This is a genomic window from Dictyoglomus sp. SSW, assembly GCF_055181335.1.
Genome location: NZ_CM143705.1, coordinates 889913 through 902929, shown reverse-complemented (window position 1 = coordinate 902929; position 13017 = coordinate 889913). Strand labels below are relative to the sequence as shown.

Here is a 13017-nt window from a genome sequence, read left to right as displayed (position 1 = left end):
AATGAAAGTCAGGATTAATACAAACTTTAAAAATTTAAGAAAAGTCTATAAAAATCTGATTGAAAAATCAAAACACAATATAGTTTATCCTCTATTATTATTTATAATTATCGACCTTTTAATCCTCTTAATTGATTTTATTATTACCCCACCTTTAAAAATAGGAGATATAGCCCCTAAAAATATAGAAGCACCAAGAACTATAATATATAAAGATGAAGAGGAAACAGAAAGAATAAAAAATCTCCTTCTTTCTCAATTCAAACCAGTTTATACTATTGACCAAAATATTATTTTACAGAATATTAGCAAGCTATCAGAATTAATGATAGTTACAGAAGAATCTTCAAATATAACTAAGTATTTTTCTTCTCTTCCCTCATCAAGAATTAACCTAATTAAAAAGAAAATAGAGAAATGGTTAATAGAAAATTATACAAAAGGGATTAAACCAGAAGAGACTGATGAGGTAAAACAAAAATTTATAAATTTCCTAATAGATGAAATTTATATACCAGCCCAAATAGCCCAAGAACTTTCAGAAATACTGATAGTTCCTAACATGTTTATAAATGAAAAAGAGACGGAAACAAAAAAACAAGAACTATTAAAGTCCATTAAACCTATAGAAAGACTAATTACAAAAGGTGAAATTATTGTTAGAAAGAGTGAAAAAATAACAAGAGATAAATTTATAATTTTAGAGGCCTTAGGCTATACCCTTTCTCAAAAAAACATATTAAGACTTATAAGTCTTTTTTTAACTTTATCAGCCCTCCAATTATCCATTACCATTTTTACGAGAAAATATTTAATAATAGAAAAAAACTTAAATATTTTTCTATTGATGAATTTTTTATTTACTCTATCAATACTTTCATCTAAGATTTTCTCTTTCTATTCTCCCTACTTAAATCCTTTAACTTCATATTTATTCATTTCTACAGCTTTATTAGATTTTCCATTATCTTATATTGTTTCTCTAACAATAATAGTAAGCTCTTCTATTTTCTCCTTTTCTTATACTATCCCTATTTTATTGTTCTTTGATTTTCTTATCATAAATAACAAAATTAAAGAATTAGAAAACAGATCAGATTATGTAAAGATTGGTTCTCTTATATCACTAATTAGAATACCCTTTATTGTTTTTGGCAAGCTTGTTTTTAACGAGTCAGATTTGACATATACAAACATGATTTATTCATTTATTAACCCTACCTTATCAGCTATTCTTTCAGTGGGAATAATTCCTCCCATAGAAGAATTATTTAGAGTAGCTACACCATTAAAATTATTAGAAATGACAAATCCAGATCATCCCCTTCTAAGAAAACTCCTTATGGAAGCACCAGGTACTTATTATCACAGTTTAATTGTAGGAAACTTAGCAGAAAGAGCAGCTAAAGAAGCTGGAGCAAATGAGAGAATAACAAGAACTGCAGCCTTATATCACGACATAGGCAAAGTAAAAAGACCTCAATATTTCATAGAAAACCTTCTTCCAGGCCAAAATAATCCTCATGAAAATTTATCTCCCTATATAAGTGCTCTTATTATCAAATCACATCCAAAAAATGGAGCGATAATTTTAAATAATTATAAGTTTCCCAAAAACATTATAGATATTGTTGAGCAACATCATGGTACAAGCCTCATTAACTATTTTTACAATAAGCAATTACAGATTTCTAAGAAATATGTACCTGAGGATGATTTTAGATATCCTGGCCCAAAACCCGAATCTAAAGAAGCAGCTATAGTGATGTTGGCAGATAGCATAGAAGCAGCCACAAGAACCATTACTAATATTACTCCAGAAACTATAGAAAAAGTAATAAGAGAAGTAATTAGAGAAAAACTTATAGATGGACAATTAGAAAACAGTAAACTAACCTTAGAAGAATTAGAAAAAATTGCTCAGAGTTTTATAAAAACAATTATTGAGCTAAGACACCCAAGGATACCATATCCAAGTTTTAAACTTAAGGAAGAATAAAAAAAATCAACAAAAAAAAAGAGGCTCTCTGGCGATGACCTACTCTCCCACCCCGTTGCCAGGGCAGTACCATCGGCGCTGGAGGGCTTAGCTTCCGTGTTCGGAATGGGAACGGGCGTTTCCCCTCCGCTCTAATCACCAGTAGCCTCCTCTTCCTTCATAACTCCATCATAAATCCTTCTTGAGAGAGATCACACCGTAACCAGCCAGGCGTCAAAGCCTCGGCATATTAGTACCGGTCGGCTTCACGCATTGCTGCGCTTCCACCTCCGGCCTATCTACCTCCTCTTCTCGGAGGTGCCTTACCAGGTTCTCCCTGTGGGAAACCTTATCTTGGGGTGGGCTTCGCGCTTAGATGCTTTCAGCGCTTATCCCGTACGGACTTGGCTACCCAGCTCCTGCACCTGACGGCACAACTGGTACACCAGAGGTCCGCCTGCTCCGGTCCTCTCGTACTAGGAGCAGTTCCCCTCAAGTTTCCTACGCCCGTGGCGGATAGGGACCGAACTGTCTCACGACGTTCTGAACCCAGCTCACGTACCGCTTTAATGGGCGAACAGCCCAACCCTTGGGACCTTCTCCAGCCCCAGGATGCGGTGAGCCGACATCGAGGTGCCAAACCTCGCCGTCGATGTGGACTCTCGGGCGAGATCAGCCTGTTATCCCCGGAGTAACTTTTATCCGTTGAGCGATGGCCCTTCCACTCGGGACCACCGGATCACTAGGCCCGACTTTCGTCTCTGCTCGGCCCGTCGGCCTCACAGTCAGGCAGGCTTAACGCCCTTACACTTTAGGCACGATTTCTAACCGTGCCAAGCCTACCTTTGGGCGCCTCCGTTACCTTTTAGGAGGCGACCGCCCCAGTCAAACTGCCCACCAAGCACTGTCCCCCAAAAGGCTCTTCTTTTGGGGTTAGAACCCCAACACCACAAGGGTGGTATTCCACCGGCGGCTCCACAGAGGCTGGCGCCCCTGCTTCTCAGCCTCCCACCTATCCTCTACATGCGGTGCCAAAGTTCAATGCCAGGCTGCAGTAAAGCTTCACGGGGTCTTTCCGTCCTGCCACGGGTAGTCCGTATCTTCACGGACACTCTAATTTCACCGGGCCCCTCGTTGAGACAGCGCTCCAGTGGTTATGCCTTTCATGCGGGTCGGAACTTACCCGACAAGGAATTTCGCTACCTTAGGACCGTTATAGTTACGGCCGCCGTTCACTGGGGCTTCGGTTCAGGGCTTCGGGTATTCCCCTAACCCTTCCCCTTAACCTTCCAGCACCGGGCAGGCCTCAGCCCCTATACATCGGCTTCTACGCCTTAGCAGAGACCTGTGTTTTTGGTAAACAGTCCCCAGAGCCACTTCACTGCGGCCCTTTCAGGCTATTCACCTTACTCGGGCACCCCTTCTTGCGAACGTACGGGGCCATTTTGCCGAGTTCCTTAACGAGGGTTATCCCGCGCACCTTTGGATCTTCACCTCGCCCACCTGTGTCGGTTTGCGGTACGGGCACCCGCTAACCTCCCTAGAAGCTTTTCTCGGCAGTGTGGGCTCGATGCCTTCGCCCTCTCTCGAGGACTCCCCATCACTCCTCGGTTCATCAGGAGTGCGGATTTGCCTACACTCCCTCCCTTAGAGCTTGGACCTGGTATGTCACCACCAGGCGCACCTACCCTCCTGCGTCCCTCCTTCGGTATTAACGGTTAGCAGGTGGGGCCGGAATATTAACCGGCTGTGCATCACCTACGCCTTTCGGCCTCGGCTTAGCTCCCGCCTAACCCTGGGAAGACGAGCTTTACCCAGGAAACCTCGGGCTTTCGGTGGGAGGGATTCTCACCCTCCTTTTCGCTACTCATGCCGGCATTCTCACTTCCGCCTCGTCCAGCGGTCCTTCCGGTCCGCCTTCTCCCTACAGCGGAACGCTCCCCTACCGCTCTACCTACCCGAAGATAGGTAGAACCCAAAGCTTCGGTGCCGGGCTTTAGCCCCGTGTATTTTCGGCGCAGCTTGGCTCGATCAGTGAGCTATTACGCACTCTTTGAATGATGGCTGCTTCTAAGCCAACATCCTGACTGTCTTCGCCAAGCTACCTCCTTTACCACTTAGCCCGGACTTTGGGACCTTAGCTGTTGATCTGGGCTGTTCCCCTCTCGACTATGGAGCTTATCCCCCACAGTCCGACTCCCAGCCATCCACCTAAGGCATTCGGAGTTTGACTGGACTCGGCAGCGGATCCCCGCCCCTCGCCCAACCAGTGCTCTACCTCCTTAGGCTTCATCGGCTGAGGCTAGCCCTAAAGCTATTTCGGGGAGAACCAGCTATCTCCAGGCTCGATTAGCTTTTCACTCCTACCCACAGCTCATCCCATAGCTTTTCACTGCTAACGGGTTCGGACCTCCACGGGGGGTTAACCCCGCTTCATCCTGGCCATGGGTAGCTCGCCTGGTTTCGGGTCTAATGCGTGTGACTAATCGCCCTCTTCAGGCTCGCTTTCACTTCGGCTCCGGGACTCCTCTCCCTTAACCTCGCCACACGCATTAACTCGCCGGCTCATTCTTCAACAGGCACGCAGTCGAGCCAGCTCAAAAGAGTTACCCCTTTTGAGCATCGCTCTCCTACTCCTTGTGGACGTACGGTTTCAGGTTCTATTTCACTCCCCTCTCCGGGGTTCTTTTCACCTTTCCCTCACGGTACTATGCGCTATCGGTCACCAAGGGTATTTAGCCTTAGGCGGTGGTCCGCCCTGATTCGCGCAGGATTCCACGTGCCCCACGCTACTCGGGATTAAGGCCCATAAGAGATACATACTTTTCGCCTACGGGGCTCTCACCCTCTCTGGCCAGCCTTCCCAGACTGTTCGGCTAAGTATGCATTCCCTTACGAGAGAGTCGCGGCTCTCTCCGGCCTTATCCCTCTACCCCTGAGTGGCAACGCCCGCGAGCTTCTCCACCACTCAGGTTTAGGCTCCTCCCCTTTCGCTCACCACTACTCAGGGAATCGATTGTCTCTTTCTTCTCCTCGGGGTACTAAGATGTTTCAGTTCCCCCGGTTCCCCTCCCTAAGAGTTTCCCCTTAGGGATACTCTGGCATTACCCAGAGTGGGTTTCCCCATTCGGAAATCCCCGGATCATAGCTTGCTCGCAGCTCCCCGGGGCGTTTCGCCGCCTGCCGCGTCCTTCTTCGGCCCTTGGTGCCTAGGCATCCACCGTACGCCCTTTCTACTTTGACGCCCGGCTGATTACTGCATCATCCCTCTCTATCTTCTCTTGTCTAAGGTGCAAAGATACAGGGAGAAAAGAGGGAGAAGAGATAAAGGAAAAAGAGGACACTTTTCCTTCTCCATAAGAAAGGAGGTGATCCAGCCGCACCTTCCGGTACGGCTACCTTGTTACGACTTCACCCCAATCATCCGCCCCACCTTCGGCAGGCTCTTCGCCTGACTTCGGGTGTTGCGGACTCTCGTGGTGTGACGGGCGGTGTGTACAAGGCCCGAGAACGTATTCACCGCAGCGTGGCTGATCTGCGGTTACTAGCGATTCCGCCTTCACGCAGGCGAGTTGCAGCCTGCGATCTGAACTGGGGGTGGCTTTAGGGATTCGCTCCACCTCGCGGCTTCGCTCCCCTCTGTACCACCCATTGTAGCGCGTGTGTAGCCCAGGGCATAAGGGGCATACTGACTTGACGTCATCCCCACCTTCCTCCGGCTCATCGCCGGCAGTCCCCTTAGAGTGCCCGGCTTTACCCGCTGGCAACTAAGGGCAGGGGTTGCGCTCGTTGCGGGACTTAACCCAACATCTCACGACACGAGCTGACGACAGCCATGCACCACCTGTGCAGGCTCCAAATAAGGGGAAACCCCCTCATTCGGCACTTACCCTTTCGGGTAAGCTTTCAGCCTGCATGTCAAGCCCTGGTAAGGTTCTTCGCTTAGCATCGAATTAAACCACGCGCTCCACCGCTTGTGCGGGCCCCCGTCAATTCCTTTGAGTTTTAGCCTTGCGGCCGTACTCCCCAGGCGGGGCACTTATCGCGTTTGCTGCAGCACGGAGAGTCTGACTCCCCACACCTAGTGCCCATCGTTTACGGCTAGGACTACCGGGGTATCTAATCCCGTTCGCTCCCCTAGCTTTCGCGCCTCAGCGTCAGGGCCAGTCCAGAGAGCCGCCTTCGCCACCGGCGTTCCTTCCGATATCTACGCATTTCACCGCTACACCGGAAGTTCCGCTCTCCTCTCCTGCCCTCTAGCTTAGCAGTATCAGATGGCCTCCCCAAGTTGAGCTTGGGGCTTCCACATCTGACTTGCTAAGCCGCCTACACGCCCTTTACGCCCAGTAAATCCGGACAACGCTCGCCCCCTACGTCTTACCGCGGCTGCTGGCACGTAGTTAGCCGGGGCTTTTTCCTCGGGTACCGTCAGCTTTCTTCCCCGAGAAAAGAGGTTTACACCCCGAAGGGCTTCTTCCCTCACGCGGCGTCGCTCCGTCAGGGTTTCCCCCATTGCGGAAGATTCCCGGCTGCTGCCTCCCGTAGGAGTCTGGGCCGTGTCTCAGTCCCAGTGTGGCCGACCACCCTCTCAGGCCGGCTACCCGTCTTCGCCTTGGTGGGCCATTACCCCACCAACTAGCTGATAGGCCGCAGGCCCATCCCAGAGCAGTATACAGAGTTGCCTCTGTATACTCTTTCCTTACCTTAGCTCTCCGCTCGGTAAGTATATGGGGGTTTAGCACCCCTTTCGGGGTGTTATCCCCCTCTCTGGGGTAGGTTACCTACGTGTTACTCACCCGTGCGCCGCTCTCACTCCTATCGGTTATCCCAATAGGAGCTACCGCTCGACTTGCATGCCTTAGGCACGCCGCCAGCGTTCGTCCTGAGCCAGGATCAAACCCTCCATCCAGTATATATCATACCTTCCCTTTCGGGTCTGTATCCTCGCTCTCTATATGCCTTCCTCTCTTCTTCCTTCTCTCTTCTCTCTCCCTTTTCTCCCTTTGTCTAATGTGCATCCGCCCTTTCTCATCGGGCGGATTAAATTCTATCATATATATCTCCCTTTTGCAAGAGGGGGGACAAGAAAAAAATATAAAAAAGCAAAAAAGCCTCTATACCTCTTGATCTTCTTCTACCTTTTCTCTTCTTTGATTTCTAAACATTTCTAAAATTTCAGAGACAGAAGTTGCATCATAAGGACCTTTATCCTCTCTAATAAAGCCAATAACTCTTGGGAATCTTAATGCATAACCTAATCCATCAGTTTCTTTTCCACATGTATGCACGGGGCTTCTTGTTATTTCATCAGCTTGAATTTCTACCACATATTTAGGTTCTACCCATACATCAGGTTCTATTAAAGAATCAACATTACTGGGTTTATGGTCAACTTTTACTTCATCTAAAACTTCCCTAAATTTTACCCATTCCTCTTCCGTTGGGCCTGTTCCTATTTTTGCTATAGTCTTAAATAGATCTCTCTCTTGATCATACACTCCAACAAGAAGGGCACCTATTCCAAATTTTGCTCTATGTCCTCTTCCTTTAAAATATCCAAGAATCACACAATCAACTGTATCTGTGAGATGACTTTGATAAGATCTCTTTAATTTTATCCAGTTAAAATTTCTTACTCCTGCCTGATATGGGGCATCTAATCTCTTAGCTACAATACCTTCCAATCCTTCACTAATACATTCCTCAAAAAACATCTGTATTTCCTTCGGATCACTGGTAACAATATTCTTTGTTATAAAAATTTTATCTCCTTCTTTTATATTCTCTTCTAATTTTTTTCTTCTTCTAAGATAAGGTAAGGATGTAATATCTTCTCCATCTACATATAAAATATCAAAAGTAAATAGCTGGAGAGGAAAAAGCTCTACCATTTCACTAATATTATATTTCCTTTTTCTTTGAACAGTAACCTGAAAAGGATAAAATTCTCCAGTTTCGGGATTATAAGAGATAGCTTCACCCTCAATTATTATCTCCTCCTTAGGTATCTGATCAAGTATCCCTTCTACTAAATCAGGAAACATATGGGTATTATCTTCTAAATTTCTTGAGAAAATTTTGACAATTTTACCTTTTTTATGTATCTGACACCTAAAACCATCAAACTTAGGTTCTACTGAGCATTTACCCATTTTTTTAATGATCTCTTCAGGCTTAGAAACCCTTTCAGCTAATGCCATCCTTATAGGTCTTCCAACTTGTACCTTGATTTTCTTTAGAGCTTCTGTACCTCCTTCCCAAAAAACCTTAGCCACATATCCTAAATCAGAAGTAATATTAAAAGCTCTTTCTATAAAAGACCTTAGAGTCTTATCTTTTGCCTTTGCATAAGAAAGAGCATCCATAATTGTTGGCTCTCCTATTCCAAGCCTTAATTTCCCTAAAACTATTCTTACCAGATATTTTGCTCCTTCTGAAGTTAAGGAGTTTATAAGAAAAGCCAATCTATTTACTTTGGCATCAACACTTCCTTCTCCAGAGATACTAGCTATCTCATATAAAACATTAAACACCTCAGTAATTGATAAATCTTTTTCTCTTTCTCTATGGTACCTTATTACAATTTCTCCCAAGTCTCCTATTTCTTTATAAACCCTTTCAAGTTCTGATATAGGCACTATAAATGCTAAAGCCATAGCTCTTAATACTAATTTTTCTGACATACCAAACTCGACTTTTTCATATTCAGGAGCAACTCTTCCATTTAATAAATAGATTATCTTATCAATTTCTTCTTTATCTGCCTTTTTAAATAAATCAGCTAATATTTCAGTCATCTCATTTCTTTTTGTAGTAATTTCTAATCTTCCAAAATATTCTGCCAATTCACTAAAAAACATACCTCTTCATTCTCCTTTCATTAAAATCTTTTGATATAATTAATTTTATCACTATAAAAAAGTAAGGGAGGAAAATTAGTTATGGAATTTGTAAAAAGTCATGGTCTTGGAAATGATTATATAGTCCTTGAAAAAAATAAAATTGATTTTATATTAAACGAGAAAAACATTAGATTAATCTGTAATAGAAATATGGGTATAGGATCTGATGGTATCCTTGTATTTGAAAAGATTAACGATAACGAATTTGCTGTCAGAATTTTTAATCCTGACGGAAGTGAAGCAGAAAAGAGTGGCAATGGACTCAGAATTTTAGCTAAATATATATATGACTACGGTTTTACCTCTCAAAAAGAATTTTTTATACACACATTAGGAGGAAGGGTTAGAGCCAATATAATTGAGGAAAAAAATAACAAAGCAAAATGTATAGAAATTGAAATGGGAAAAGTTACCTTTAATACTAAAGAAATTCCTGTAAATACAGAAGAAGAAGAACTTGTAGACAAAGAATTAGAAATAGATCACGAAAAAATAAAAATAACCTGCCTTTCCATAGGTAACCCTCACTGTGTGTTTTTTGTTGATAATATTGATGAAGAAAAAATTAAAAAATTAGGTCCAACTTTGGAAAATCATCCTCTCTTTCCAAACAGAACAAATGTTCAAATGGTAAAGGTAATATCTCCTGAAAAAATAGAGATAAGAATATGGGAAAGAGGTGCTGGTTATACACTTGCATCTGGTAGTAGCTCTTGTGCAGCAGTTTCAGCAGCATATAGGAAAGGTCTTGTCAATAATTATGTAGAGGTTCTTATGCCTGGGGGCGAATTAAAAATAAGAATAAATAAAGATTGGACTGTTAACCTCATAGGTCCTGTAGAAGAAGTATTTAAAGGTCAATTCTCTGAAGAATTTTGGGAAAAACTTAAAGAGATTTAAATCATTCCTTTTTTAAATTCTGTTAATTGATATAAATGGTCTTTCTCTTGTTTTATTATCTCAGAGAGGATTTTTCTATCTTTCTCTGGTATAAATGGTTCTATCTCATAATAAAATAAAAGAGAATCCTTCTCAAGTCTGATAGCAAGATCTAATATTTCTTCTTTGTTCCATACAGTTTTCTTGGTAAGTTCATCCCAATCAATAAATACCTGTGAATTCACCCAAGCATGTAAATATTTATTGGCTTCTTCATCAGGATAAGCAGATACAAAACCTTCTTTTTCAATCTCACGATAAATCTCTTTAAAAGTTATTGCATGAGCATGCTCCTGAACAGCAAGATATGAAAATAGTCTTTTTAAGTCTTCCTTCTCCACTTTAGATTCCAATATTTTATAAAATTTTTCACTCTCTTCTTCTAAGTGAATTGCCATTTCTAAAAGATCAGCAGAAGAAAACATCTTTACCATTTTCTATAAAACCTCCTTTTTTTACTTTCCAGATACCATAACGTCTTCTAACTTTATTATTGGAGAAGCTACATTCCCTTTAAAATATAATTCGCTTCCTACTTCAGATATTGAATTTAAAAGATCCTTTAAATTTCCAGCAACAGTCATCTCTGCTAACGGTTTATAAAATTCACCATCTCTTATTTGCAAACCTTCTATACCTAAGGAAAAATCTCCAGAAACTGTATCTGCAAGATGTAATCCCATTAAAGAAATAATATAAATACCATTTTTTACAGAAGATATTATCTCTCTCTCTGTTCTAATACCTGGTTTTATATACATATTGAAGGAGGCTATTTTAGGTAGACTCTTAAAATTAAGACGCACTCCATTTCCAGTAGAATTTCTTCTTTCTTTATTAGCAGTGTATAAATTATGAAGATATTCCTTTAATATTCCATCTTCAATAAGATACTTTTTATATGTTTTAACTCCTTCATCATCAAAAGCCCTTGGAACCAATGACCTTTCATCAGTAGGATCCTCTATAATACTCAATACTGGAGATGCCACTCTTTGATTAATTAATCCCTTCAATAATGATTTGTTTTTCTGAACATTGTCAGCAATGAACATATATGAAAGAAGCTCTAAAAAATCACTTGCCACATCTGAGGGGAGTAAAATTGTAGTACGTTTAGATAGGGTTTGCTCAGCTCCCAATAAGCTTGTAGCCTTCCAAACAACCTTATCTACTAAATTATTAAAATTCAAATCATACCAAGTTCTTCCAGTATCAAACTCAAAACCGCTTCTCTCATTATTCCCATCAGAAGCTGAAATTTCTGTGTAAACATATTGATATTGATAATTGTATTCAAGGAAAGTATTTAATGTATTTATTATCTTATTATTTTCACATATTTTCTCCCAAACTATATTTCTTATACTTTTTATTCTCTTATCCTTAGAATATATTTTCTTCTCAATTTCTTTAAGAGTGTTAATTCTTTCCTCCATCGGAGGATCCTCAATATATCCTTTTATATCTTTGGCTTCCAAATCTTCTACTAAACTCCAATTTTCATCAATAGGCATATAATCAACATATGCCAATGCCTTATTTATAGCTTCCTCCACATTCTTAATATCAGTAGTGTATGAAAAACTTTGCTTGTTTTTTTTAAGTATTCTTATACCTATACCTTGTTCTTTTGATACTTGATATTTCTCTACGTCTCCACCATATATTGTTAAAGAATGTTTTTCCTTTTCTTGATAAAAAATTTCTCCTTCAACTTTATTTTTCTTAAGAAATTTCAAAACAAATTCTATATCTAACATGATTAAAAAATCTAATCCTCCCTCTTTTTAGTTCCACCTACAGTAATCTCAGATATTAATATGGTAGGCATTCCATCAGTAACAGGTACACCCTGACCATCCTTTCCACATGTCCCTGGAGTAAAACCAATATCATCACCTATTAATTCTATTTTCTCAAGGATTTTAGGCCCATTACCTATCAAAGTAGCTCCCCTCACAGGATTTTTAATTTTTCCAGATTCTATCATATAACCTTCTTCAATCTCAAAAACAAAATCTCCTGAGACTGTATCAACCTGACCACCCCCCATTTTTACCACATAAAGACCTTTTTCTACTTTATCTAACATATCCCCTAACTTACTATTCCCAGGAAGGATAAAAGTATTAGTCATTCTTGGGATTGGTGGATATCTAAAACTTTGTCTTCTACCATTGCCAGTAGGAGCTACTCCAAACTTTTTAGCAGTAATTCTTGAATGCATATAACTTTTTAATATTCCCCTATCTATTAACACATTATAATTTGTTTTAACTCCTTCGTCATCTACATATGAACTTCCATATTTTTCTTCCAACACACCAGCATCTACTAATGTTACAGAATTAGAAGCTACTTTCTCCCCTATCTTACCTTTATAAACAGAAACACCTTTTTCTACTAAGTCTGCCTCCAAACCATGACCTACTGCCTCATGAATTAGAACACCCCCAGCCTGAGAAGAAATAATCACAGGCATAATTCCAGCAGGCGCTTCCTCAGCTTCTAACATTAAAATAGCTCTTCGAGAAGCCTCTAAAGCTACATTCTTAACCAAATCCTCAGTAAAAAGTTCCCAGCCTAAAGTAGCTCCTACAATCTCATAACCAGTTTGTATAAGTCCATCTTTTTCACCAACTGCAAACCCATAAACGACACTTCGCACTCTCTTTTCTTCTACAAAATCACCTTCACTATTTGCTATAAGTATTTCCTGAGTATGGTTCCTTATTACTGATGTAAATTGGACAATTCTTGGACTATAATTTCTTGAACTTTCATCCATTATTTTCAAAAGATCAATACCTTCCCCAACCTCTACCGATTTATAATCTTTCAATGCTTTGGTAATAAATTCCTTTTTATCCTCCATAATTATCTTTTTATTGTTTTCTCCTTTAATAACTACCTCTGATAAATTGTTAGCAAGCTTCTTTAAACCCAATTCACTTATATCAGTAGTATAACCATAATATACTTTGTCTCCTTGAATAATCCTTATACCAGCCCCTATATCCTCTCCATAAGTTACCTCTTCCGCCCTTCTATCATCCCAATAAAAATAAAGGGAATGAGAATTTTCTAAAAATATTTCTGAAAATTCTCCCCCATGTCTGATAGCAATACCAAGAATTTCTTCTATTAAGTTTTTATTTAACATATTTGTTAACCTCAATTATTAACCTTAAGAGG

7 protein-coding genes and 3 rRNA genes are annotated in these 13017 nt (G+C 41.0%); 2 read left to right on the top strand and 8 right to left on the bottom strand.

What is annotated here, in order from left to right:
* The first annotated feature begins 1 nt into the window (after position 1).
* The gene (locus ACY3JM_RS04205) at positions 2-1999 is read left to right on the top strand and encodes an HD family phosphohydrolase (protein WP_463111772.1); all 1998 of its coding nucleotides are present in this window, start codon (positions 2-4) and stop codon (positions 1997-1999) included.
* 26 nt (positions 2000-2025) lie between these two features.
* Here ACY3JM_RS04205 and rrf read toward each other — a convergent pair.
* From rrf to ACY3JM_RS04180, 5 genes are all read right to left on the bottom strand, one after another.
* Positions 2026-2142, bottom strand: a 5S ribosomal RNA gene (gene rrf, locus ACY3JM_RS04200).
* Positions 2143-2208: 66 nt separating this feature from the next.
* Positions 2209-5222 (bottom strand): 23S ribosomal RNA (locus ACY3JM_RS04195).
* A gap of 117 nt (positions 5223-5339) precedes the next feature.
* Positions 5340-6887, bottom strand: a 16S ribosomal RNA gene (locus ACY3JM_RS04190).
* Together the 16S, 23S and 5S rRNA genes form the textbook arrangement of a ribosomal RNA operon.
* 7 nt (positions 6888-6894) lie before the next feature.
* Positions 6895-7032: a hypothetical protein gene (locus ACY3JM_RS04185; protein ID WP_463082013.1), complete on the bottom strand. Its 138-nt coding sequence runs from the start codon at positions 7030-7032 to the stop codon at positions 6895-6897.
* A 60-nt stretch (positions 7033-7092) separates the two neighbouring features.
* The gene (locus ACY3JM_RS04180) at positions 7093-8838 is read right to left on the bottom strand and encodes an ATP-dependent DNA ligase (protein ID WP_463082435.1); all 1746 of its coding nucleotides are present in this window, start codon (positions 8836-8838) and stop codon (positions 7093-7095) included.
* An 81-nt stretch (positions 8839-8919) separates the two neighbouring features.
* Here ACY3JM_RS04180 and dapF point away from each other — a divergent pair, with 81 nt between their 5' ends.
* Positions 8920-9780 carry a diaminopimelate epimerase gene (gene dapF / locus ACY3JM_RS04175; protein WP_463111771.1) on the top strand — a complete coding sequence of 287 codons (861 nt, stop codon included), beginning with the start codon at positions 8920-8922 and terminating at the stop codon, positions 9778-9780.
* Here the strand turns inward: dapF and ACY3JM_RS04170 are convergent.
* The 3 genes from ACY3JM_RS04170 to ACY3JM_RS04160 are packed head-to-tail and all read right to left on the bottom strand — an operon-like array spanning position 9777 to position 12985.
* Positions 9777-10253, bottom strand: coding sequence for a ferritin-like domain-containing protein (locus ACY3JM_RS04170; RefSeq protein ID WP_463111770.1), 477 nt, complete (start codon positions 10251-10253; stop codon positions 9777-9779). The genes dapF and ACY3JM_RS04170 overlap by 4 nt on opposite strands.
* Before the next feature lie 21 nt (positions 10254-10274).
* Complete coding sequence (locus ACY3JM_RS04165) at positions 10275-11582, bottom strand: TldD/PmbA family protein (protein WP_463111769.1); 1308 nt, start codon at positions 11580-11582, stop codon at positions 10275-10277.
* A gap of 11 nt (positions 11583-11593) precedes the next feature.
* On the bottom strand, positions 11594-12985 hold the full coding sequence (locus ACY3JM_RS04160) for a TldD/PmbA family protein (protein WP_463111768.1): 1392 nt from the start codon (positions 12983-12985) through the stop codon (positions 11594-11596).
* Positions 12986-13017: the final 32 nt, after the last annotated feature.

What these genes read in the sequence shown, in the direction of transcription:
- ACY3JM_RS04205 (WP_463111772.1), top strand. Translation starts at nt 2, where the DNA reads ATGAAAGTCAGGATTAATACAAACTTTAAAAATTTAAGAAAAGTCTAT.
- ACY3JM_RS04170 (WP_463111770.1), bottom strand. Translation starts at nt 10,253, where the DNA reads ATGGTAAAGATGTTTTCTTCTGCTGATCTTTTAGAAATGGCAATTCAC.
- ACY3JM_RS04165 (WP_463111769.1), bottom strand. Translation starts at nt 11,582, where the DNA reads ATGTTAGATATAGAATTTGTTTTGAAATTTCTTAAGAAAAATAAAGTT.
- ACY3JM_RS04180 (WP_463082435.1), bottom strand. Translation starts at nt 8,838, where the DNA reads ATGTTTTTTAGTGAATTGGCAGAATATTTTGGAAGATTAGAAATTACT.
- dapF (WP_463111771.1), top strand. Translation starts at nt 8,920, where the DNA reads ATGGAATTTGTAAAAAGTCATGGTCTTGGAAATGATTATATAGTCCTT.
- ACY3JM_RS04160 (WP_463111768.1), bottom strand. Translation starts at nt 12,985, where the DNA reads ATGTTAAATAAAAACTTAATAGAAGAAATTCTTGGTATTGCTATCAGA.
- ACY3JM_RS04185 (WP_463082013.1), bottom strand. Translation starts at nt 7,032, where the DNA reads ATGATAGAATTTAATCCGCCCGATGAGAAAGGGCGGATGCACATTAGA.